28 protein-coding genes are annotated in these 23,081 nt (G+C 42.8%); 2 read left to right on the forward strand and 26 right to left on the reverse strand.

The features are described 5' to 3' along the window. Positions 1–131 precede the first annotated feature (131 nt). Both JOC31_RS03700 and JOC31_RS03705 read left to right on the forward strand, forming a co-directional pair. Positions 132–509 (forward strand): MORN repeat-containing protein, encoded by a 378-nt coding sequence (locus JOC31_RS03700; RefSeq protein ID WP_205016830.1) that lies wholly within the window; start codon positions 132–134, stop codon positions 507–509. Further along, positions 506–2,896 carry an acyltransferase family protein gene (locus tag JOC31_RS03705; protein ID WP_205016831.1) on the forward strand — a complete coding sequence of 797 codons (2,391 nt, stop codon included), beginning with the start codon at positions 506–508 and terminating at the stop codon, positions 2,894–2,896. Before JOC31_RS03700 ends, JOC31_RS03705 begins: the two co-directional genes overlap by 4 nt. Before the next feature lie 40 nt (positions 2,897–2,936). On the opposite strand, the gene JOC31_RS03710 is transcribed toward JOC31_RS03705, so the two are convergent. The 26 genes from JOC31_RS03710 to cysE form a co-directional block, all read right to left on the reverse strand. Further along, positions 2,937–3,407: an ECF transporter S component gene (locus JOC31_RS03710; RefSeq protein WP_205016832.1), complete on the reverse strand. Its 471-nt coding sequence runs from the start codon at positions 3,405–3,407 to the stop codon at positions 2,937–2,939. Next, complete coding sequence (locus tag JOC31_RS03715; RefSeq protein WP_205016833.1) at positions 3,394–4,158, reverse strand: bifunctional hydroxymethylpyrimidine kinase/phosphomethylpyrimidine kinase; 765 nt, start codon at positions 4,156–4,158, stop codon at positions 3,394–3,396. The genes JOC31_RS03710 and JOC31_RS03715 overlap by 14 nt, the downstream gene beginning before the upstream one ends. Next, on the reverse strand, positions 4,151–4,897 hold the full coding sequence (gene truA / locus JOC31_RS03720; RefSeq protein ID WP_205016834.1) for a tRNA pseudouridine(38-40) synthase TruA: 747 nt from the start codon (positions 4,895–4,897) through the stop codon (positions 4,151–4,153). The genes JOC31_RS03715 and truA overlap by 8 nt, the downstream gene beginning before the upstream one ends. Positions 4,898–5,024: 127 nt before the next feature. Beyond that, the gene (dnaJ, locus tag JOC31_RS03725; RefSeq protein ID WP_205016857.1) at positions 5,025–6,167 is read right to left on the reverse strand and encodes a molecular chaperone DnaJ; all 1,143 of its coding nucleotides are present in this window, start codon (positions 6,165–6,167) and stop codon (positions 5,025–5,027) included. A 378-nt stretch (positions 6,168–6,545) separates the two neighbouring features. After that, positions 6,546–8,363 (reverse strand): molecular chaperone DnaK, encoded by a 1,818-nt coding sequence (gene dnaK / locus JOC31_RS03730; RefSeq protein WP_205016835.1) that lies wholly within the window; start codon positions 8,361–8,363, stop codon positions 6,546–6,548. Between the two features lie 461 nt (positions 8,364–8,824). Then, entirely contained in the window at positions 8,825–9,349 is a 525-nt protein-coding gene (gene grpE / locus JOC31_RS03735; RefSeq protein ID WP_205016836.1) for a nucleotide exchange factor GrpE, read from the reverse strand. 20 nt (positions 9,350–9,369) lie between these two features. Next, complete coding sequence (gene hrcA / locus JOC31_RS03740) at positions 9,370–10,404, reverse strand: heat-inducible transcriptional repressor HrcA (RefSeq protein ID WP_205016837.1); 1,035 nt, start codon at positions 10,402–10,404, stop codon at positions 9,370–9,372. 137 nt (positions 10,405–10,541) lie between these two features. Next, the gene (locus JOC31_RS03745) at positions 10,542–11,090 is read right to left on the reverse strand and encodes a DUF2812 domain-containing protein (protein ID WP_205016838.1); all 549 of its coding nucleotides are present in this window, start codon (positions 11,088–11,090) and stop codon (positions 10,542–10,544) included. Positions 11,091–11,101: 11 nt separating this feature from the next. Then, a complete protein-coding gene (locus JOC31_RS10080) occupies positions 11,102–11,428 on the reverse strand; it encodes a DUF2812 domain-containing protein (protein WP_205016839.1) in 327 nt (108 codons plus the stop codon). Further along, entirely contained in the window at positions 11,425–11,601 is a 177-nt protein-coding gene (locus tag JOC31_RS09930; RefSeq protein ID WP_205016840.1) for a DUF2812 domain-containing protein, read from the reverse strand. The genes JOC31_RS10080 and JOC31_RS09930 overlap by 4 nt, the downstream gene beginning before the upstream one ends. Beyond that, positions 11,579–11,914 (reverse strand): PadR family transcriptional regulator, encoded by a 336-nt coding sequence (locus tag JOC31_RS03760; protein WP_205016841.1) that lies wholly within the window; start codon positions 11,912–11,914, stop codon positions 11,579–11,581. Before JOC31_RS03760 ends, JOC31_RS09930 begins: the two co-directional genes overlap by 23 nt. A 191-nt stretch (positions 11,915–12,105) precedes the next feature. Beyond that, the gene (locus JOC31_RS03765) at positions 12,106–12,693 is read right to left on the reverse strand and encodes a glucosaminidase domain-containing protein (protein ID WP_205016842.1); all 588 of its coding nucleotides are present in this window, start codon (positions 12,691–12,693) and stop codon (positions 12,106–12,108) included. Beyond that, entirely contained in the window at positions 12,690–13,442 is a 753-nt protein-coding gene (locus tag JOC31_RS03770; RefSeq protein WP_205016843.1) for a M15 family metallopeptidase, read from the reverse strand. Before JOC31_RS03770 ends, JOC31_RS03765 begins: the two co-directional genes overlap by 4 nt. Next, positions 13,426–14,130, reverse strand: a complete 705-nt coding sequence (locus tag JOC31_RS03775; RefSeq protein ID WP_205016844.1) for a histidine phosphatase family protein — start codon at positions 14,128–14,130, stop codon at positions 13,426–13,428. Before JOC31_RS03775 ends, JOC31_RS03770 begins: the two co-directional genes overlap by 17 nt. An 83-nt stretch (positions 14,131–14,213) precedes the next feature. Then, positions 14,214–15,551 (reverse strand): PFL family protein, encoded by a 1,338-nt coding sequence (locus tag JOC31_RS03780; RefSeq protein ID WP_205016845.1) that lies wholly within the window; start codon positions 15,549–15,551, stop codon positions 14,214–14,216. Positions 15,552–15,565: 14 nt separating this feature from the next. Next, entirely contained in the window at positions 15,566–15,832 is a 267-nt protein-coding gene (locus JOC31_RS03785; protein WP_205016846.1) for an ACT domain-containing protein, read from the reverse strand. Between the two features lie 228 nt (positions 15,833–16,060). Further along, the gene (locus tag JOC31_RS03790) at positions 16,061–16,294 is read right to left on the reverse strand and encodes a GlsB/YeaQ/YmgE family stress response membrane protein (RefSeq protein ID WP_205016847.1); all 234 of its coding nucleotides are present in this window, start codon (positions 16,292–16,294) and stop codon (positions 16,061–16,063) included. 153 nt (positions 16,295–16,447) lie between these two features. Beyond that, positions 16,448–16,840, reverse strand: coding sequence for a 30S ribosomal protein S9 (rpsI, locus tag JOC31_RS03795; RefSeq protein ID WP_012516324.1), 393 nt, complete (start codon positions 16,838–16,840; stop codon positions 16,448–16,450). A 27-nt stretch (positions 16,841–16,867) separates the two neighbouring features. Beyond that, positions 16,868–17,314, reverse strand: a complete 447-nt coding sequence (gene rplM / locus JOC31_RS03800; protein WP_201061654.1) for a 50S ribosomal protein L13 — start codon at positions 17,312–17,314, stop codon at positions 16,868–16,870. Between the two features lie 280 nt (positions 17,315–17,594). After that, a complete protein-coding gene (locus JOC31_RS03805) occupies positions 17,595–18,455 on the reverse strand; it encodes a DegV family protein (protein ID WP_205016848.1) in 861 nt (286 codons plus the stop codon). A 36-nt stretch (positions 18,456–18,491) separates the two neighbouring features. Continuing rightward, on the reverse strand, positions 18,492–19,010 hold the full coding sequence (locus JOC31_RS03810; RefSeq protein WP_205016849.1) for an NYN domain-containing protein: 519 nt from the start codon (positions 19,008–19,010) through the stop codon (positions 18,492–18,494). A gap of 3 nt (positions 19,011–19,013) precedes the next feature. Beyond that, entirely contained in the window at positions 19,014–19,763 is a 750-nt protein-coding gene (gene rlmB / locus JOC31_RS03815; RefSeq protein WP_205016850.1) for a 23S rRNA (guanosine(2251)-2'-O)-methyltransferase RlmB, read from the reverse strand. A 54-nt stretch (positions 19,764–19,817) separates the two neighbouring features. Beyond that, the gene (locus JOC31_RS03820; protein WP_205016851.1) at positions 19,818–20,216 is read right to left on the reverse strand and encodes a ribonuclease III domain-containing protein; all 399 of its coding nucleotides are present in this window, start codon (positions 20,214–20,216) and stop codon (positions 19,818–19,820) included. Next, positions 20,209–21,552, reverse strand: a complete 1,344-nt coding sequence (cysS, locus tag JOC31_RS03825; RefSeq protein ID WP_205016852.1) for a cysteine--tRNA ligase — start codon at positions 21,550–21,552, stop codon at positions 20,209–20,211. The genes JOC31_RS03820 and cysS overlap by 8 nt, the downstream gene beginning before the upstream one ends. An 86-nt stretch (positions 21,553–21,638) precedes the next feature. Beyond that, positions 21,639–22,406, reverse strand: a complete 768-nt coding sequence (locus JOC31_RS03830) for a nucleoside phosphorylase (RefSeq protein WP_205016853.1) — start codon at positions 22,404–22,406, stop codon at positions 21,639–21,641. 10 nt (positions 22,407–22,416) lie between these two features. Further along, positions 22,417–23,034, reverse strand: coding sequence for a serine O-acetyltransferase (gene cysE / locus JOC31_RS03835; RefSeq protein ID WP_205016854.1), 618 nt, complete (start codon positions 23,032–23,034; stop codon positions 22,417–22,419). Positions 23,035–23,081 lie beyond the last annotated feature (47 nt).

Consider the following 23,081-nt stretch of genomic DNA (forward strand, 5'->3'; position numbering starts at 1 on the left):
CCATAACTCTCCTAAACGTTTAATCAACTCCATTATAGTCTTTTTTTCAATAAATGACTCTTTTTATGTCAAATTTGTCAAGCAGTCTTATTCTTGATAAAATATGAATCATATTAAATCTTAGGAGATTAATGATGTTACACAAACGACGACCCATTTTTGAAATGATCTGCGTCTTAGTTATTATCCTCAGTGCAGTTAGCACGATATGGCTGTTGCTTCCTCAAAAGACAAGCCTAGTCCTTGATGGGCAAACCATTCGTTATACAGGCTACGTTCGTAACGAAAAAATGAACGGAAAAGGTGACATAACTTTTAGCAATGGTGATCACTACAAGGGGAATTTTAAAAATGGAAACTTTGACGGTCAAGGAACCTTCTATTCTCAAGAAGGATGGTCTTATTCAGGTCACTTCAGCAAGGGACAGGCTGACGGTCAAGGCAAACTAAGTCTAGCAGATGGACAAGTCATTCAAGGAAAGTTTAAACAAGGAATTTATCAAAAATGAGAATACAATGGTTTTCACTAATTAGGGTAGTCGGACTCCTTTTCGTCCTGACCTACCACTTTTTTAAAGATTTTCTCCCAGGAGGATTCATCGGAGTTGATATTTTCTTCACTTTCTCAGGTTACCTGATTACTGCTCTACTCATCGATGAATTTTCTCAAAATAGGCAGATAAAACTACTGGTTTATCTTAGAAAACGACTCTATCGTATCTTTCCACCGCTTGTTCTATCTATCCTCATCAGTCTGCCTTTGGCTTTGCTCATCAGGCAGGATTTTATCGCTGGTATTTGGAAGCAAGTCCTAGCCAGTATCGGCTTTGTGACCAATTTCTACGAGATGGGTATCGGTTCTAACTACGAAGCTCAATTTTCACCTCACCTCTTCCTCCACACTTGGAGTCTATCCATCGAGGTTCACTACTATCTTCTATGGGGGCTTTTACTTTGGCTCCTAGGAAAAGGGATAAAATCAGCAAGGTCTTACCGAAAAATTATCCGAACGATCAGTGGTCTGCTCTTTATCTTATCTGCTGGCCTTATGATTTGGGGAGCTCTTTGGCAGACTGACTTATCAAATCTCTACTTTTCAACAGCTAGTCATGCTTTTCCTCTTTTCGCAGGGAGCTTTCTGGCTACTTTGGCAGGTATTAAAGAGACCACCTCTCTTTACAGGGACATTCAGAAATCACTACCTCCTTACGCCTCTCTTTTAGGTGCTATCGGTAGTGGTCTTGTCCTTATCAGTCTGGCTTTTCTCCTTCATTTTGAAGCTCAGCTGACCTATCTTTTAGGATTTCTCTTAGCTAGTCTGTGGACTTCTTCTCTCATCTTCTTCTGCCGTCTCCTTCATGATTCTTTGAAAAATCGTAAAGAGCCTGCCCTAGTCACCTATCTCGCTAACATTAGCTACAGTGTCTATCTCTTCCACTGGCCACTCTATATCATTTTTAAAAACCTCTTTCCCAAGGCATATCTCCTAGCAGTTGCTTTGACGACTCTCTTGTCTCTTCTACTAGCTAGTTTATCTTTCTACGTCATAGAGCCTGCCTTAATGGGGCAATCAAAGAAAGCCAAGATCAGCAAAAAAGCAAGTTATATCCTAGCACCGCTGCTGTTAGTCTGCCTAGCTTTATCAATCAAAACTGTCACTCAGCAACCTCATTTAAGTGACTTCGAGTCAAACTTGATGATTAAAAGTCTGAAACAAAGTGCCAACAATATGGCTACCAGCCAAAAACTAGCTCTGCGTATTTCCCAAAACAATGGAAATGCCAGCACTGACAGCCAAACTCCTGTCGCTGATGACTACAGCAATGTGCTACTGATAGGAGACTCTGTTATCCTAGATGCCCACGATATCTACCCTGAACGTTTTGACAACATGGACGTTCAAGTAGAGGTTGGTCGATCCTTTACCCAAGGTTACGACCTCTTTAGCCAATATATGCAATCAGGAGATTATGACTATGTTGTCGTCTCTCTAGGTGCCAATACAGGGGATGATTATCAGGAGACTATTGACAAGATGATTGCCTCTCTCAATGATGATAAACACCTTATCTTCATCACACCTTACAGTCAAGAAGATCCCGATCTTATCAAAGACATTCGTGATTACGAAAAAGCTCAAGCTGACCAACATATCAACGTCTCTATTGTTGATTGGTACCAAATCGCTACTGACAATCCTGATCTTTGGGTAGGGTCAGACGGTGTGCATTTTTCTCATACAGGGGAAACAGACACTAAAGGTTCTACCCTAATGATTGATGCCCTACTTCAAGAATTGGATCGTTTCAAAGAAAGTCCTACAAATACGTCAGACGAAACAAACTATTCATCTGAAAATGTACTTTTAATCGGCGATTCTGTGTCTGTGCATGCCTCTGAAAAATTGAAACAAACCTTACCTCAAGCTATTTTAGACCCGTTAAGTAACCGCAACCTCGCAGATGCTGCCAGTCTGGTTCAGACTTACTTGAACTCAGGTACCTTGCCAGAAACAGTCATTATCGCAGTCGGTGTTAACGAAACAAGTTCTTATAAAGAAAATCTCGACCAAATCGTTGATTTACTCCCTAAGGGAAGTCATTTGGTTTTGGTAACTCCCTACAACGGTAACTACAGCGACTATCCTGATTCTACCGTTTCAAAGACAGCAAGTTATGAGAAGGAACTTGCCAAAAAGAACAGCTTTATCCAAATTGCCGACTGGGTAGAAACGGCTAAAGCTCACCCAGAAATCTGGCAAGGCACTGACAATGTTCACTTCGAACGTGAAGATGGTTTGATAGATTACGATATGCTCGATAAGGCATCAGGTTATTATTCCGATACCATTACTCAAGCCCTCGCCAAGGCCCAAACCACAGCGGGCAAACCATAACAAAATCTCTATGCTCAAGACAGAGCATAGAGATTTTTTCTTATTTACCAGGACTTACCTTGCTATAAGCAAGATAGACTACATAACCTATTAAAAGTCCAAAAAAGTTCTGCATGATATTCCCCCAAAGTCCAGCTATGGCAGAGCCTAGACCGTATAAAGGGATAGAAGCTAGAAAGTAAACACCAACCATCACCAAAGATGATAAAGCCAAACCAATAGGACGGCTCTTACCTGTCCAACCAGCAAAGTAACCTTGGCCACCATGAGCTAAAAGACTAAAGAACATCCATTGAGGATAACCAGAAATCAAATCAATCAAAAAACCTGACAAACCACCAACGATAGCCCCTTCTTTAGCTCCAAGATAAAAAGCTGTAAAAAAGACACCTGCATCCAATAACGTGAGAAAACCTGTCGGCGTTGGGATGCTGACAAACTTACCTAAAACAAGAGTCAGAGCTGTCAAAACAGCCAACAGAGTTAATTTTGAAACATTAGTCCTTCTCATATTGAACCACTCCATAATCATTTGATTTTTTGATAGCCTTAAAGACAAAATCTTTGGCTTGTCCTACGGCTTCTTTCACAGACCCTCCCTTAACTAGGTTACTCGTAATGCTTGAAGCAAAAGTACAACCAGCACCAACATTATTTTCCTCCAAAACAGGGAATTCAAATAGTTCAAAATCATTACCATCATAGTAGAGATCAATCGCCTTGCTCTTGTCTAAACGGTTACCACCCTTGATAACGACATGCGCTGCTCCAAGGTCATAGAGTTTTTGGGCCGCTTGCTTCATGTCGTCGATCGTTCTGATAGCCGTTTGAGCTAATAGCTCTGCTTCTACCAGATTCGGTGTGATGATGGTCACATAAGGGAAAAACTTGATCAATTCATCACGCAAAGCAGAAACTTCCACATCGTGGGTTTCTTTGCAGACCAAGACAGGGTCCAAGACGACTGGAATGCCCGTATGAGCTTTAACAAACGTCAAGGCCTGTTCAGCCAAATCAACATTAGGCAAAAGACCTAATTTGATGGCAGAAAAAGGAACATCCTTAAGACTTGATAGTTGATAGGCAAAAACACGAGAGTCTGTCGCAAAAACTTCAAAACCCTTATCGGTCATGGCAGTCAAGCAAGTCACTGCTAGAAAACCATGTTGTTTATTGACCGTATAAGTCGCTAAATCAGCGTGTAAACCACCACCACTAAAAATATCGTTGCCTGAAATCGCCAAAACATAATGATCACTCATACCTAATCTCCTTTAAATATAACCCATTACCAGCTGCCGTCGGACCCGCCAAGTCTCTATTGCAACTCTCCAAAACGGTCTTAACCTGACTGACTGGCATCCGACCGTTGCCAATTTTAAGCAAGGTCCCCACCATATTGCGAACCTGCTTATAAAGAAAACCATTTCCTGAGAAGGTAAAGACCAAAAAGTCCGTCTTATCATCTCGCTCGACCCTTGCCTCTGTTATGGTTCTGACCTTGTTTTCCACACTTGTCCCAGATGCTGTAAAACCTGTAAAATCGTGCGTCCCAAGCAAATTCACTATCGCTTCCTGCATCAAAGAAAGGTCAACAGGATAAGGATAATGTGTGGCATAGTGACGCATCATAGGATTTTTAGGACGACCAACATCTACCAAAAACTCATAGGTTTTGGAATGCTTGTTGTAACGCGCATGAAAATCATCCTCAACAACCTCAATCGCAACAATATCAATATCGTCTGGACACTGTGTATCCAAACCAAAACGCAACTTTTCAACATCTCGCTCTTGGGGTAAATCAAAATGAATGACCTGACCGTAGGCATGGACCCCAGCATCCGTACGACCAGCCCCGTGAATGGTAACTGGATGCCCACTATTTAATCTCAAAAGAGTTTTTTCAATCTCCTCTTGGACTGTTCGTGCCTGTGGTTGACGCTGGAAACCTGAAAAATCTGTCCCATCATAGGAAATAATCGCTTTATATCTTGTCATGATCATATTTTAGCATTTTCTGAAAGAGCTTTCTAGCCCATCCAACACCATCTGTCCCCATACAGAAAAAACAAACAAAAAAATAGAATGATGGCTAACCTTAAATGAGCTATCATTCTACTGTTCTTTAAACTTCTGGATCAAAAGCTTCTTTCATCTTATCAAAGAAACCTTTTTTCTTAGGATGGATTGGTTGGTCACCACTGGCTTCCGCAAAGGCTTTAAGAGCTGCTCGTTGAGAGTCGTTCAGCTTAGTTGGAGTCACAATGTTAACCTTAACATGCTGATCACCTTGACCGCCACCACGAAGAGCAGGAGCTCCTTTACCACGAAGACGGAAGGTCTTACCAGTCTGCGTTCCTGCAGGAATGGTCATTTCAACATTGCCATGAACCGTTGGTACTTCGACGGTATCACCGAGCGCTGCTTGAACAAAGGAAATGTTCATATTGTAGTAAATGGTTGAACCATTACGTTCAAACTTATCACTCGGTGCAACGTTGATGATGACAAAGAGATCGCCATATGGACCACCGTTGAATCCAGCTTCCCCTTGACCTTGAAGGCGGATTTGTTGTCCTGTCTCAACACCTGCCGGGATTTTAACAGAAACCTTGTGGCTTTGATTTTCATGACCTGTGCCGCGACAAGTTGTACACGGGTCTTTAATTTCTTTACCTGTACCATGACAGACATCACAGGTCACTTGGCTACGCATGACACCAAGCGGTGTTTGACGATCCACATTGATCACACCTGCACCGTGACAACGTCCACAAGTTACAGGACTTGTTCCTGGTTTGGCACCAGAACCTGAACACGTGTTACAAGAAGCTTCGCGGTTATAAGAAACCTCTTTTTCCGTACCAAAGATAGCCTCCTCAAATTTGAGGTTAATGCGATACTGGAGGTCGTCTCCTTGACGAGGAGCGTTGGGATTGCGACTAGCACCTCCACCACCAAAGAATGATGAGAAGATGTCTTCAAAACCACCAAAGCCAGCTCCATCAAAACCTCCGAAGCCTCCTGCTCCGCCACCAAAGCCACCATTAGCTCCAGCTGGACCAAATTGGTCATAAGAAGCACGTTTTTGCTCATCACCTAAGGTTTCATAGGCTTCTTGAACATCCTTGTACTTTTGTTCTGCACCAGCCTCCTTGTTGATGTCTGGATGGTATTTTTTTGACATCTTACGGTAGGCTTTTTTAATGTCGTCTTGACTGGCGTCCTTTGACACCCCAAGACGATCGTAAAATTCTGTATTGTTCATCATTTAATACCTTAGTTTTTTATTTTTATGGTTTCCTTAAGTGGTGGGGTCGCAAGCGACCGCCTTTGGCGTTCCATTGCTAATAAGCAAGCCTAAGGTCTTGCTTATTCCCCCGACTAATGGCAAGCCATTAGTCTTTTCACCACGGCGGAAACCATTTGCCTTGGTGACCTAGGGTCACCTCTTTATTATTTAGCCAAAAACAGAGGCTGGGTTGCAACCTCTGCGTTTGAGTTTTATTTACTAGTTCGAAGAGTGAGTAGTCCTTCTTAACTTGCAGAGCTTTCCAGTTTTTAAGCTCGGGATAAAAGGGCTCCCCGAACGATCTACTCATTCCTTGTTTCTGGCTCGTAGGCTAAAATAGTCCACAGGACTATTTTACTTCTCCGTAAACTCACCGTCTACAACGTCATCACCTGCGTTTTCAGTGTTTGTTGCACCTTCTGCGCCTGCTTGTTGAGCTGCTGCAGCTTGTTCGTAGAGTTTAACGGCAAGAGCTTGTGCTTTTTCGTTAAGGGCTTCAAGTTTTGCTTTCATGTCGTCAAGGTTACCTGACTCTTGAGCAGCTTTCAAGTCATCAAGGGCTGCTTGAGCGGCATCGCGTTCTGTATCGAAGCCTTTACCTTCAGTTTCTTTGATTGTTTTTTCTGTCGCAAAGATAGCTTGGTCAACTTCGTTTTTAAGGTCAACTTCTTCTTTACGTTTAGCATCTGCTTCGGCGTTAGCTTCGGCATCTTTCATCATGCGTTCGATTTCTTCTTCTGAAAGACCGTCGTTTGACTTGATAACGATGTGTTGTTCTTTTTGAGTACCAAGATCTTTAGCTTTAACAGATACGATACCGTTTTTATCGATGTCAAATGTTACTTCGATTTGTGGAATACCACGAGGTGCAGCTGGGATATCCGTCAATTGGAAACGTCCAAGAGTCTTGTTATCTGCTGCCATTGGGCGTTCACCTTGAAGAACGTGGATATCAACGGCTGGTTGGTTGTCTGCTGCTGTTGAGAAGACTTGTGATTTAGATGTTGGGATAGTTGTGTTGCGGTCGATGAGTTTTGTGAAGACACCACCCATTGTTTCGATACCAAGTGACAATGGTGTGACGTCAAGAAGGACAACGTCTTTGACATCACCAGTGATCACACCACCTTGGATGGCAGCACCCATCGCAACAACTTCGTCAGGGTTAACTGATTTGTTTGGTTCTTTACCAGTTTCAGCTTTAACTGCTTCTACAACGGCTGGGATACGTGTTGAACCACCGACAAGGATAACTTCATCGATTTCTGAGATTGAAAGACCAGCATCTGAAAGGGCTTGACGAACTGGTGTTTTTGTACGTTCAACAAGGTCACGAGTGATATCGTCGAATTTAGCACGTGTCAAAGCAACTTCCAAGTGAAGTGGTCCAGCCTCACCAGCAGTGATGAAAGGCAAGCTGATTTGTGTTTGCGTCACACCTGAAAGGTCTTTCTTAGCTTTTTCAGCAGCATCTTTCAAACGTTGAAGAGCCATTTTATCTGTTGACAGATCAATACCGTTTTCTTTCTTGAATTCTTCTACCAAGAAGTCAATGATTTTTTGGTCAAAGTCATCACCACCGAGTTTGTTGTCACCAGCAGTTGCAAGAACGTCGAAGACACCATCACCAAGTTCAAGGATTGACACGTCAAATGTACCACCACCAAGGTCGAATACCAAGATTTTTTCATCTTTGTCAGTCTTATCAAGACCATAAGCAAGGGCAGCTGCAGTTGGTTCGTTAACGATACGTTCTACTTCAAGACCAGCGATTTTACCTGCATCTTTTGTTGCTTGACGTTGGGCATCGTTGAAGTAAGCTGGAACTGTGATAACGGCTTTTTCAACTTTTTCACCAAGATAATCTTCAGCATAACCTTTAAGGTATTGAAGAATCATCGCTGAAATTTCTTGTGGTGTGTATTCTTTACCATTAGCCGCAACTTTTTCAGATGTTCCCATTTTTGATTTGATTGAGATGATGGTTTCTGGGTTTGTCACTGCTTGACGTTTAGCCGCATCACCAACGATGATTTCACCGTTTTTGAATGACACAACTGAAGGTGTTGTACGGTTACCTTCTGGATTTGCGATGATTTTGCTTTCAGTTCCTTCAAGAACTGCTACTGCTGAGTTAGTTGTTCCTAAGTCAATACCGATAATTTTAGACATAATATAAGATACCAAGAACGCCGAGAAAGCGACTGAAAAATAAGAAACTGACAGGACATCCTAATGTCATCGGCAGTCCACCTTTTTTAAGTTCTCTGTTCGGGTTCAATTCCTTTCAAATTTTAAAGTAATTTTTTATTTTTAGAATACTCTTCTTAAGTGACACGGACGTTAGCAGCTTCCTACGGAATCTCATAACTAACATTTGAACCCAAGGTCTCAAATGTTCCGAGTCATCAAACACTGGTGTTTGATGACGGTTGCCACAGCGAAGAGTATCAGGTAAAGGCTCACTTCGTTCGCTTCCTAGCTGTTGCTAGAAACAGTTGAAGATTTTGCCTTTTTTCTGTTCGTTGATTAGTAGCCGACTAGATGATGAAATACTAGTCAACCTGTGGGAGTTTACCAAATTATAGACTTCAGACTCCCAACCTAGTTTTCTGACATTTCGGTCACGCTGTTTAAGCGTAAACGACCACCATTGCTGGGCGTAGGATACGGTCGTGCAACTTGTAGCCTTTTTGGAAGACTTGTGCAATGCTGTCTGCTGGGTGCTCATCGTCTGCTGGCATAGTTTGGATAGCCATATGCAAGTTGTGGTCAAAGTCACCATCAGCAGCGATTTCTTCGATACCCTCTTCTTTCAATGCATGAATGAGGCTTTCTTGAACCATTTCAAGCCCTTTTTTAACATCGTCTGTCAAACCTTCGACAGCAAGCGCACGTTCAAGATTGTCAAGACTTGGCAAGATTGCTTTAGCCAAATCCTGTGAACGATAACATTGCAAGTTTTGACGTTCTTCATTAGCACGGCGTTGAATATTTTGCATTTCAGCATGTGCGCGCAAGTATTTGTTTTCAAACTCGTCGGCACGCTCATTTGCCAATTCTAATTCTGATTTCTCAGCTGCCTCAGTCGTTTCTTCTACTTCTTCAGTAGCCTCCACTTCCTCAACAACTTCTTCATTTTTAATATCTTCTGACAAGAGGACACCTCTTTCTACTTTTAATTTACTTCATAATGGTTGCTATTCAAATAGCGATAATAGTCAGTTAACTTCATAACCATGACTCGACTGATGACATTGATCAAGCTCATCATGCGACGGTAATCCATCTCGATAGGACCAATCAAACTCATCATGGCTAAGCCTCGGTAGGGAATCAAAAATTTCTGACTGATGACCGTACAGTCGCTCAGCGCCTCTTCCTGACTTTCACCGACACTAACCTGCACCATTTCTTCTGGAGAGATAGCAGAGCGCAAAGCCAGTGCCACACCTTGGTCATTATCCAAAAACTGGTAGGTCGCAAGGTCTGCATAGGTCAGCGAAGCTACTTTTCCTTCAATAAAGACCAATTCCTTAAAGAGCTGAGAAAAGATGTAATCAAAGAGATCCAAGACATTGTCCGTCGTTTTAAAATACTTCTGAACAATCTGAGGAATCTCGGTTCTCAACCTGTAATGAATTTCCAGAACCGTCTTATCGAGCAGACGCTCCGACACCAAAGACTTCAATATCATCAAATCTCTGGCCAAGAAATTCTTAGGAATGGCAAATTGAACGGTCACTGATTTGGACTCGTCTAAACTTAAGACAGCTAAGGCATCGTGACTGGAGAGTTGCACAATATCAAAACCTGTCAAGCGTTGACTGGTCGGCTCAACATCTTGAACAACAGCCGTATAGCCTGTCATCTGCGCCAGCAATTTCGCTGCTGCATCTAAGATATCCTCTAGCTTGAAAGCTTCAAAATCGAAAGCCTTGACCACCTGATAGACGTCCTGTTCATCGATACTATCAAGGCTAAGCGAATGACGGACAAAATACTGAAATCCTGCCCGACTAGGCAAACGACCGCTAGACGTATGGGCTTTTTCAAGATAACCCAATTTTTCAAGTTTTGCCATATCATTTCGGATAGTCGCCGAACTTGAGGCAATACTTTCTTGAAGAGCTTTTGAACCGACGGGTTCATGCGTCTGTGTGAACATCTCAACAATCAAATTCAAGATGTCGCTTTGACGTTGTGTGATCATTGAAATCTCACCTCCGCTTCCAGTTAGCACTCTTTAACTCCGACTGCTAACTTATGATTCTATTATACTCCTTTTTTCCCTTCTGTCAACAAAATTAGCACTCTTTTTACAAGAGTGCTAAAAATACATCTTAAGACCTAGAGAGAGTACTTCTTTTTCAAATCCCTAAACTGTTTCAAATAATACAGACACCATACCAGACCCTCTAAAAAGATTAGTCCCCAAAACAACCAAAACCCAATAGAACGTTTCGGTGCTCCATCAAAAAAGTAAGTAAAGGTCTGTGTTATCGGAAGCAGTAGAGGTATTAGTGGGAAGGCTAGTCGTCGCTGCAAGAGTAATTTTTCAAAAGCGTAACGGCTGTGACTATCACTATATAATTCTAACTCATCTAAACTAGCCACACCTTCAGCAGATTTTTTAAACAAGACAACTCCTTGATAATCAAGAGGTACCAATTGCCAACCAGCATCTCGGTAGGTTTGCACATAGGATTTGTTCAAATCCATATAGGCTTGTTTTTGAAGGTCAAACCGATAAACCACATCTTCTGGCTGGCAGGGTTCAAAAGTCAACTTGCCCATCATGGTAATTGTCTTCAAGGCATAGCCTGCTTGATGCATATGACGTAGATAGTCTTCTATCGCCTGTAAATGATGAAAACTAAAACGTTTATAATTCTTCATAGTAGAAGTCCTCACTTCCTATACTTGTTCCTCAAGACATAAAAACGGTAAGCACAATAAGTTAATATAGGAAGATACACGACAGATATCCCTAAGAAAAAGCTAGGGTGTGACCTTAATAGTAAGGTTGACGATATCACATATAAAAAGAAAGCAGTCAGATATCGACTTTTAAAGATACGCTTGACCATCTCATACTGACTCTCTGAATCACTATAAATACTAACGTCAACATCTTGCTTCGATTGGCGAAAAATTGAAAAATAATTGCAATCTGCGACATGCTCCCAGCCATAATCTTCAAATAACTGAGATAATCGTCTCCCTTTTTCTCTCATCTGAAATCAAGCTGATATACCACATCCTCGGGCGGACAAGATTCAAAGTGGAAAAAACACCCCGCCATTAGCTTAACAAATTTCCACCCTGACTGATGCATCCTTCTCAGATAAGCTGTTTCTTCTTCAAAATCTGTAATCCAGAAAATTTTAACTTCTGTTTTCGTTACCATAACGTTCTCCCTTACTATTTCGATACAGCCGTTCAATGCGTGCCAATTCCAAGTCTAACACCTCTCTACCAAGAGCTGTTAGCCGATAAAGCTTACGCTTACCTTCTTCACCGACCAGAACAATCAAGCCATCTTTTTCCATCTTTGATAAAGTTCCATACATGGTCCCAGGACTGATAACAACCTGTCCAGCCGTCAATTCTTTGGTTACCTGGGTAATATCATAACCATGCCTTTCCTCCTGCAAAGCAAATAGAATATAAAAAGCAGACTCCGTCATAGGAACGTAAACACGTTCTATTTTTTTATCCATATAAGCTCCTTTTATATCGTACTTCGTTATATCTTAGTTCGATATAAAAATATCGCACCTCGATAGTTTTGTCAATAGCAAAACTAAGATTTTTACGACAACAAAAAAGACAAGCCAATCGTAGAAAAACTTGTCTCCTTTTATCATTTAGTTATCATATAAAGCCCATAACCAACAAGCAGTAAATTTCCTTAGCGATTGTAGTCAACTAGATTATAGGTTTCGATAATCTTTTTTAACTTCTTACTATAATTGGTATCGCTAGTATAGTTATATTTCTGAAAAGCCTCGATGGCTGTTTGGTAATTATCCGCTGTCGCCACGGCCTTATAAAGGCCAGAGCGGCTCAGCTTTCCATCTTTAAGCTGGAGCATGTAATCATTTAAAGAACTCTCCCAATCAACATAGACACGAAATTGACTTTTTAGGCTCAGTTGTTTCGTTCCAATGTACTCCTGACGTGTCATCTTGACTGAGCGCTGACCTGCCTCAGCTTTAACCGCCATCAGATTATGATATCTAACAGCTAGTAAATCTGTCCCGTAATCAGACTCTAGAGCAGCTTGGGCAAGTATAACAGACGTCTTGACACCATAGCTATCAGATAAACGCTGTACTTGAGGCGCTACTAGTTTGAAAAAAGCACTGTGGTCATAGGATGTCTTGACGCCCTCTTTGGCATTAGGAACTGACCCTCGAATCATTAAGGGGACGATCAAAAACAAACCAAAGACTGCTAGCAGTCCTCCAAAAACTTGCCATTTTAATTTGCGCCTCACTGGCCATTCTCCTTTAATTTTGTGATGTATTCCTCTAAGGTCAAGTTATGTTTTGTCATGTAGGCAGCAGACTCCTTGCCAACATAGCGGAAGTGCCAATCTTCATAATCAACACCTGTCGAACTTGATTTTCCTTCTGGAAAACGTAGAACAAAACCATATTGCGGTGCTATTTCAACCAACTGTGAAACCACCGTCGGATCTGATTCGTTCAAACTATCAACAGTGGACATATCAATCGCTAAACCCGTCTGATGCTCACTAGCTCCCGCAGGCTGCGAGTAGGTTTTAACCTTTGTCTCAGCTTCTTCTTGTGTCAGACTTGGGTCTTCAGCCATTTCTTGGTCAACATAAGATTGAAACAATTCCTTTTGATAGTCAACACTACGATAACCCGAAATCAAATGTTCAGAAGCATCAATTGCCTGTGCTGCTGCCAAAAACTCCTGTACTGCAGTCTCAATACGCGCATCCACTGAAATCCCATTAACCTCTGCTAGGCTAGGTGACAACTCCTCTGTAACATGATCACGATTAACTAATCTCAATTGCCAGTCATCTGACGATACCTTTGGCAGATCAGAGCTAGAGGATGACTGACTACTTGTCGATACCTTTGAGCTACTGGTTTGACTTGCAGTCTGTGATTTATCGCCTTTTAAGTGAGAGGATACTACCAAAGCAACCAAACACACTAAAAACGCAAACAAGATAACAATTATCCCTTTTACACTAAGCTTTTTTCTCATTTTGAATGTCTTTTCTCCCTATTTCACGATAAGAGAGGTCCGCAATCGTTTCAATTGCAAAACGCCCTTCTTTATAGCTCACCACAGTGACACTACCATTTTCAATAAACTGTTTTGGACAGCTATGATCAATCAACCACAACAATGTACCAATAGTCATCCCGTGACTGACAACAAGAGCATTTCCGCCACCACTAGCCTCTATTGACTTAGCAATTGCCTCAAAACCATCAAAGATACGCTTGCTAAGAACATCCCATGGTTCTGCCCAACCTGCAGTATCCACTTCAACGATACTCTCTGCAATCTCTTGCCAAGAAACGTCTTGTAGCGTACGCCCATTTTTAAAAGCTTCCGTTCGCGGTAGGACACCATTGAACAATTCACCGTCGTAACCGCCGTCTAGACTACCAAAACACCACTCACGTAAACGCTTATCTCTCTGGTAAGAAATCCCTTGATAACCTGTTTCACGTAAAACAATATCCATGGTTTGAATGGTCCGACCAGAATCGCTAGAAAAAGCAGCCTTAAACGGAACCCCTGCTAGACGAAGCCCAACACCCAACTCACGAATTCCCTCTTCACCTTGAGCAGTCAGCGGGGTGTCTGACCAACCTTGAGCTCGACCAATCGTATTGAACATCGTTTTGCCATGACGTACGACATATAGTTTTGTTTCACTCATCAGTATCCCTCCAAAACAGTCTTATATCTCTTCTATTATAACAGAAAAAAAAGTTGAACCTTTCGATTCAACTTCCTGATTCTTTAGTTTTTAAAGCTGTGCACCGGTGCTGGGATTTGCCCACCACGAGCGATGAAGTCTGCTGATGACGCCTTATTGACCTTCATAACTGGGGCATAGCCGAGCAAACCACCGAGTTCTAGCATATCACCAACTTGACCGTAAGGAATGATACGCACAGCTGTTGTTTTCTGATTGATGACACCGATGGCAGCTTCGTCTGCAATCATAGCCGCAATCGTCGTATCTGGTGTATCTGCTGGAATAGCAATCATATCCAAACCAACGGAACAGATAGCTGTCATAGCTTCCAATTTTTCAAGATTAATGTGTCCTGATTGCACCGCCGCAATCATCCCCTCATCCTCAGATACAGGAATGAAGGCACCTGACAAACCACCCACTTGGTTACAAGCCATGATACCACCTTTTTTGACCGCATCATTAAGAAGAGCTAGCGCAGCCGTCGTTCCGTGAGTACCAACCACTTCAAGACCCATGGCTTCCAAAACACGTGCAACAGAGTCACCGACTGCTGGTGTTGGAGCAAGTGATAAGTCAACAATTCCAAACTCAACACCTAAACGTTCTGACGCCATCTGACCAACCAATTGACCAACACGCGTAATCTTAAAGGCTGTCTTCTTAACGGTTTCTGCCAAAACATCAAAGCTCTGACCAGCAACTTTTTCGACAGCACGCTGAACGACACCTGGTCCAGAAACACCGACATTGATGACCACATCCGCCTCACCAACACCGTGGAAGGCACCTGCCATGAAAGGATTATCCTCAACCGCATTGGCAAAGACAACCAATTTCCCTGGCCCCATAGGATCAAGCTCAGAAGCTTCTTTAATGATGCGCCCCATGTCACGGACAGCCGTCATATTGATACCAGTCTTGGTTGATCCGATATTAACAGAAGAGCAGACAAAATCTGTTTCTGCCAAAGCTTGCGGGATAGAGTTGATAAGGATTTCATCCCCTTTTTGATAGCCTTTTTGCACCAAAGCAGAAAAACCACCGATAAAGTTAACACCAATTTCCTTGGCAGCACGGTCAAGAGCCTTGGCAAAAGGCACATAAGAATCAGCATTCGTTGCAGCACCGATAATCGAAATCGGTGTCACAGACACACGCTTGTTAACGATTGGAATACCTAGCTCAGCTGAAATCTCTTCACCAACCGCAACCAAATGACGCCCTTTTTCAACGATTTTATTGTAGACCTTCTCAGCTGCTTTATCAATATCAGAATCAATACAGTCTAGAAGGGAAATCCCCATAGTAATGGTACGCACATCGAAGTTTTGCTCTTCGATCATGGCAATGGTTTCAGTTACTTGTCTAATATCCATCAAGACTTCTCCTCTTACAAATTGTGCATGGCGTCAAAAATAGCAGAGCTCTGAATGTTGATTTTGACATGCAAGGTTTGACCAAATGCCTCAAGTTCTGAACGAAGCTCTGTGAAATCTTTCTTATCTTCGCTAGAAACCACAGCCATCATAGTGAAAAACTCATCCAAAACAGTCTGTGAAATATCATCAATATTAAGACCTAACTCTGCAATCTTTGCAGACACACCGGCAACAATACCTGTTTTATCTTTACCAACTACTGTAATAATCGCTTTCATGAGAAGCCTCCATCGTTTTAATTTCCATTATTTTATCATAAAAATACTGAAAATTCTATAACAAAATCAATATAAAGTACGCTTTTTACCGACTATTTTAAGTCAAACAAACTAAAAATACACCAAAATAAAAACAAAACACAAACAAAAAGGTTGAAGAAACCCTCAACCTTACCTAATATCTAATACCAGCAATAGCTAGAAAGTAAGTCAACGACTTTCAGTCTCCTATTTCTCTAAAAAGAAGGAAACCACCGCGATAACAACAACCGCACCAGCAATTGACGGCAACAGAGCCATACCAGCTAAACTCGGCCCCCAAAAGCCAAACAAAGCCTGACCTACAGCCGATCCAACAAGACCCGCTAGACTATTTGTAAAACACCCCATTTTATGACCTCGATTGGTGATTGACCCAGCAATCATACCAATCACAGCACCCACAATCAATGACCAAAGCATAAAAGAACCCTCCTGATAGCTATAGTTGTCACTATTCTAACATAAAAAGAGACCTACAGCTCAGTAAAAGATTGCGTCTTGTCACCCTAAAAATAAAAAGACACCCAAGAAATAATTCTTGAATGTCCATAAACGTTGATATAATCGTGTTGATTAACGTTTTGAGAATTGTGAAGCTTTACGAGCTTTCTTAAGACCTGGTTTTTTACGTTCAACCATACGTGCATCACGTGTAAGAAGACCAGCGCGTTTCAATGAATCGCGGAAATCTGGGTCAACTTGAAGAAGTGCACGTGCGATACCGTGACGGATCGCACCTGATTGACCTGCGTATCCACCACCTACAACGTTAACGAATACGTCGTATGAACCTTCAGTTGAAGTAACTGCGAAAGGTTGGTTGATAACAAGACGAAGGTCTGCGTGTGGGATGTACTCTTCTACATCTTTTTTGTTAACAGTGATTTTACCAGTACCTGGAACCAAACGAACGCGTGCAACAGCGTTTTTACGACGGCCAGTACCTGCATATTGTGCTTGTGCCATTATAATAGTGCTCCTTTCCTCTTAGAATTAGATAAGACCTGAGATATCAAGTACTTCTGGTTGTTGTGCAGCGTGAGTGTGCTCAGCTCCAACGAAGACTTTCAATTTCATACCTTGTGCGCGTCCAAGAGTGTTGTGTGGAAGCATACCTTTAACTGATTTTTCGATCAAACGTACAGCGTTTTTAGAACGAAGTTCACCAGCTGAGATTGATTTCAAACCACCTGGATACATTGAGTGAGTGTAGTAGATTTTATCAGTTGCTTTTTTACCAGTCAATTTAACCTTTTCAGCATTGATAACAATCACGAAGTCACCTGTATCAGTGTGTGGTGTGAATGTTGGTTTGTTTTTTCCGCGAAGTACGCTAGCAACTACTGCAGAAAGACGTCCAAGTGGTACATCAGTTGCGTCAACAACGTACCATTTACGTTCAACTTGGCCTGGTTTAGCCATAAATGTTGTTTTGTTCATGAGTTCTCCTATATATAGTTCGATTTTTGTTTACGGGGGTGGGTGTTCCGTCCCACCAAAAGTATTTGGAAGGTTCCGGGGCCTTTCAAATGGGGTAAACAATACCGTCTAATATAATATCAAAAAAAGAGCACTCAAGTCAAGTACTTTGAGCCTCTTTTTCCCTTTTATTTTTAGATTAGTAGCTAGTAATCTTCTATAGAAATTAGCTTTGAAAAGCTTCCAATAATCAACTAATTACAAGAGAATCTACCAGTTGTAAGAGCGTCTATTAAGCTACTTATCTAGCTGTTTTTCCAATAGTAAAAATAGCTAGGGTATCTGGTCCTACATGGGCTGAGATGACAGGTCCCAGGGGAAGAATCAGGACGTCGTCAATCCCATCGGTTTCTAGCAGCTGGGCTTTCAAATTCATGGCACTGGCTTCATCGTTGGCGTAAGCCACGATAGCTGTCGCATGTCCCAGATCCTCTGTTGCACGCGCTAACATCTCCTTCATCCCCTTTTTACGACCGCGTAATTTTGATAGGGGCACCAATTTTCCCGCAGCATCAAGCCACAAAAGAGGCTTGATATTAACCAAACTACCGATAATAGCTGAACTTTTCGAAAGACGTCCGCCACGCATGAGGTGATAAAGGTCGTCCACAAGGAAGAAGGTACGCAGACGAGGGATAATATCTGCAATCAAAGCCATCGTGTCATCTAAGCTAGTCCCCTTATCACGCTCCTGACTGGCAAGAATAGAGAGATAACCCTCTCCTCCAGCCGCCGCCAAGGTATCGATAATCTCGATACGAGCTTTAGGGTAGTCCTCCAAAACCATGTCACGCGCAATTGTCGCTGACTGATAGGTCCCTGAAAGAACTGATGAGAAAGCGAGATAGAGGATATCTCTGCCTTCTTGAGCCAAGCGACGGAAGGTTTCTTCAAAGGTGCCAACGTTGATTTGACTGGTCGTCGGTTTGGCTCCTTCTTTCATACGTTCCAAGAGGAGGTCACTCGTTAAACGGTCTGGGCCGACTGTTTCGTAGGTCTTATCCTCCATCGTAATGGTCAAACCGAGTAAGGTTACATCGTGCTGACTCGCCCAGCTCTCATCCAGATCAGCTGTCGAGTCGGTAATAATCGCAAATGTCATTTTCTTGTTCTTTCTGTCTATTATTTTGTTTACTATTTAGTTATCAACATCGTGTAAAAGAGCTCGAAGTTTGCTCATCTGGTCATCATCCCAAGGTCTCAACTTGGGTGTTTTAAGGTCAATCTGACGTGACATTTGATTGAGGTCTGACTTGACCGTAGCAACGCGTTGCTCTAGCTCCCTTGCTGAGACACGAAGGGCACCTTGAGAAAAAATAGTCCACTGCTCATTGAGATCGCTCGTCGCAACCTCAACCAAGTTGATAGCTGTGTTAAGATCTGCTGCGGTGCGTTCAATATAAGCATCAGCTGTCTCGTCTTCTTCTGTAAAAATAACTTCAACTTTATATTGGTCATAACGTTGACGAAGTCCTGGAACATACTGGGCATCAAAAACACAAGTGATGTCGATATTTTCAAAGTTGGCGTAATTATTGAGCTTACGTAAGAGGATATTCCTCGCTTCATCCAACTGATTGGTTTTAAAAAGTTGACGGGTCTCCTGCCAAAAGGCAATCATGTTATAGCCGTCAACCAGCATTAGTTTTTTCTTCATGGCTTAGAGTTTATGACGAAAGACTTCATACATAAGCACTGCTGCTGCCACGCTGGCATTCAGGCTCTGCACATGTCCATTCATAGGAATGGTAATCATCTCGTCCACTTGTTTTTTGATATTAGCAGAGATACCTTTTCCTTCGTTGCCAATGATCAGTGCCAATTTACCCGAGGTATTCCACTTATGACTAGGGGTACCGTTCATGTCTGTTCCAAAAATCCAGAAGCCTTGCTCTTTGAGTTTGTCCAGAGTTTGGCTGAGGTTGGTCACACGGGCGATAGGGACATGCTCAACCGCACCTGTTGACGTTTTAGACACAACTGGTGTCACGCCGACTGCACGGTGTTTGGGAATGATGATGCCAGAGACGTTGGTCGCGTCAGCTGTTCTCAAAATCGAACCGAAATTATGAGGGTCGTTAAGCCCATCGAGGATTAGAATGAGCGGATTATCCTCTGCCGCTGCTTTTTCTAAGATACTATCTAACTCAGCGTAGGCAAACTCAGAGACACGCAAAACAAAACCTTGGTGAACCGCACCAGCTGTCATTTCTGATAGGGTCTTCTTAGGCGTCCAAGAAATGGAAACCTTCTTGTCAGTTGCCAAGTCTTTGATTTTATCCACGTTTTTACCACGCAAATCATCTTGAATATAAAGTTTATTGCCTGTATTAGCTTGCAGGCTCTCTGTCACGGCATGTACACCGTAGACAATATCGTTTGTATCTGTTTCTTGTTTTCTTTGTTTCATAATTCTATTATAACAAAAAAAGAAGAGGTTCAATCTCGTAACCTCCTCTATGGCTTAATTTTCTTTCTCGACTTCTTGGATACACCAAGCAATCAACTCCTCCAAACGCTGGGTCTGGTCAGTCATATCCAGATAGCCCATGACCGCCTCAAAGCCCGTTGACATGCGATAAGTCACCACGTCAGCATTCTTGGCCTTGGTGTGACTGTTGGTATTGCGCCCACGTTTGTAGATGTCTTCTTCTTTTTCGGTCAATAGCTGCGCTTCTAGCATCTTTTGAATCAGACCAGCTTGTGCCTTGGCTGACACGTACTTGGTCGCTAGACGGTGCAATTGATTGGGCTTGGTCTGACCTTGAAAAATCAAGTGACGACGAATGTAATAGGAATAAACCGCATCCCCTTCAAAAGCAAGGGCGATCCCATTGATAAGATTGACATCTAGCTTAGTCACGCGTCCACCTCACACCCTCTTTGGTGTCAAGGAGCTTGATCCCTTGAGCTGCCAGCTGGTCACGAATAGCATCTGCTTTGGCGAAGTCACGATTAGCACGCGCTTCTTGACGCTCTGCTATCAAAGCCTCAATATCACTGTCCAAGACCTCTTCTTTGAAGACAATTCCGAAGACTTGGAGAAGTTTGGCAAAACCGTCCTTGATTTCTTGGTTGTAGTTGCCAGAGTTGATCCACTTAGCTAAATCAAAGATAACCGTGATACCGTTAGCCGTATTGAAATCTTCATCCATGGCTTCGATAAAGCGCCCTTGAAACTCTTGGAAAGCCGCCGTATCAGCCTCTTGGCTGAAGTGCTGCTCGTAAGTGTTTTTGAGGTACTTGAGATTGACTTCTGCATCGTGGACAGCCTTGTCGTTGAAATTGATTGGCTTACGGTAATGTTGCGTTGCAAGGAAGAATCGCAAAATCTGTCCGTCAACCGTTTTTAAGGCATCGTGAACGGTCACGAAATTGCCGAGAGACTTGGACATTTTTTCATTGTCCACATTGACAAAACCGTTGTGCATCCAGTAGTTGACAAACTGGTGTCCTGTTTTAGCTTCTGATTGAGCGATTTCATTAGTATGGTGTGGAAACTCGAGGTCGGCACCGCCACCGTGAATGTCAATGGTATCTCCTAAAATCTCAGTCGCCATGACCGAACACTCGATATGCCAACCTGGACGACCTTGACCCCAAGGGCTAGTCCATGAGACCTCACCAGCCTTGGCTGATTTCCAAAGGGCAAAATCAACAGGATTTTCCTTGCGATCAGTCTCTTCATCTGTACGACCTGAAGCTCCCATGACCAAGTCTTCGAGTGACTTGTTGGCTAACTTGGCATAGTCGTCTGCCTTTTCCACTCGAAAATAGACATCTCCCTCACTCTCGTAAGCGTAGCCTTTATCTATCAAATCAGCCACAAAAGCAATAATCTCGTCCATGTAGTCGATAACACGAGGGTTTTTAGTGGCAGGCTTGACGCCGAGAGCAGCTGTATCTTCCATAAAAGCCGCAATGTACTTGTCTGAGAAATCCTTGGTCGTCATCCCCTCAGCCTCAGCCCCACGGATAATCTTGTCATCCACATCAGTAAAGTTTGAAATGTAGGTCACGTCATAACCACGGAATTCCAAATAACGACGAATGGTATCAAAAGCGACAACACTACGCCCATTTCCCACATGAATGTAGTTGTAAACCGTTGGTCCACAAACGTACATCTTAACCTTGCCCGCTTCAATTGGGACAAATTCACGCAGACTGCGTGTCATGGTATCATAAATTTTTAACATCTTTTTTCCTTTTATTCTAACATTTATAACTGAAGAAGTCCCCGAGATAAGCCGATAGTATCAACGCCATATAGACTCTGACAGCTTTAAGCTAGTTCTCCTGCTATTTTCATAGCAATATCGAAAAAGCGTAACAAGTCCTCTTCTTCATGGCCATCTCTCTTATCCCAGCCATTTTCGGTATCGACAAAATCCGAGGTGTAGAAGAAATGATAGACAGAAGCGTCACGAAATTGTGCCCAAGCCGCAACAGAGGCCCACTCCATATCAACAACCTTGGCACCAGCTTTTTTGCGACGCGCGACTTTGTCAGATGTTTCACGGTAAAAAGCATCTGTCGTCCAAGCCTTACACTGGGTATGTGGAATGCGGAGCTTGTCCAAAATCCCTGTAAAATGAGCTAAATGTTGTTCTGAATAGCCAATCTCCTCCGAAGCTGGTGCGTAATGATAAGACATCCCCTCATCACGCAAACTACTGGTCGGCACAATGAGCTTGTTGCTCTCAAGACTACCATCCAAGACACCGCAAGTCCCAAAGATAATGAAGTTTTTAAACCCTGCCTCTTTGAGCTCCTCCAGCTTCCCTACCAAGGCAGATCCACCCAAGAGCGCCTTCATGACAGCCACCTTCTGTCCATCCTCTTCATAGATGAACCACGGTTGCTTGCCATTGATATTGGACATATAGCCACCGTAGCGACTGTTTTCCAAAGAACTGATTTTCTCAAAAAGCGTCCCCGAAAAGGGCATGATGATGGTATCACAGATTTCCTCCTCCATCTCACCTCTAATAGCAAACCAATCCTCTGGCTCAATAACCGCACGTGCTGGGTCGAATTCTTCTAGTAGCATGGCATTTCTCCTAAAGTCCTGATGAGTGACGGCTGGCTTCTCTAGCCTCTTCGAGTTTTTGGACATAATATTCACGGCTCTCTTCAATTTCATGAATAGTGATTTCATCTTTTTTACCGTGAACGCGAACGACCTTGGCAGGGACACCAACAACAGTGACGTCAGCAGGCACATCAGAAACAACCACTGCTGCTGCACCTACCTTGGCACCTGGTCCCACCTCGATTGGACCAATCACCTGAGAATGGGCTGAAATCAGAGCACCTTGACGGATAGTCGGATGGCGTTTACCCACATCCTTACCTGTTCCTCCCAGAGTGACACCATGGTAAAGCATGACACCTTTTTCAACGATAGCTGTCTCTCCGACAACCAGACCTGCTCCGTGGTCAATAAAAACACCCGCTTCTATATGAGCCCCTGGATGGATCTCAATGTTAGTCCAAAAACGCCAAAACTGACTGTGCATCCGTGCCAAGAGTTTAAAATCACGTTCCCAGAGCCAGTGAGATAAGCGATGGGCTGCTAGAGCCTTGAGACCAGGATAAGTCAACAAAACCTCTGCTGTCGATCGCGCAGCAGGGTCTAATTCTTTAATAATACCGATACTTTCTTTCCACCAACCCATGTTTCTCTCCTTTGCTTATACTAGCAACAATTATCCTCGAAAAATCA

The sequence above is a fragment of the Streptococcus saliviloxodontae genome (assembly GCF_016908655.1).
GTDB classification, from domain to species: domain Bacteria; phylum Bacillota; class Bacilli; order Lactobacillales; family Streptococcaceae; genus Streptococcus; species Streptococcus saliviloxodontae.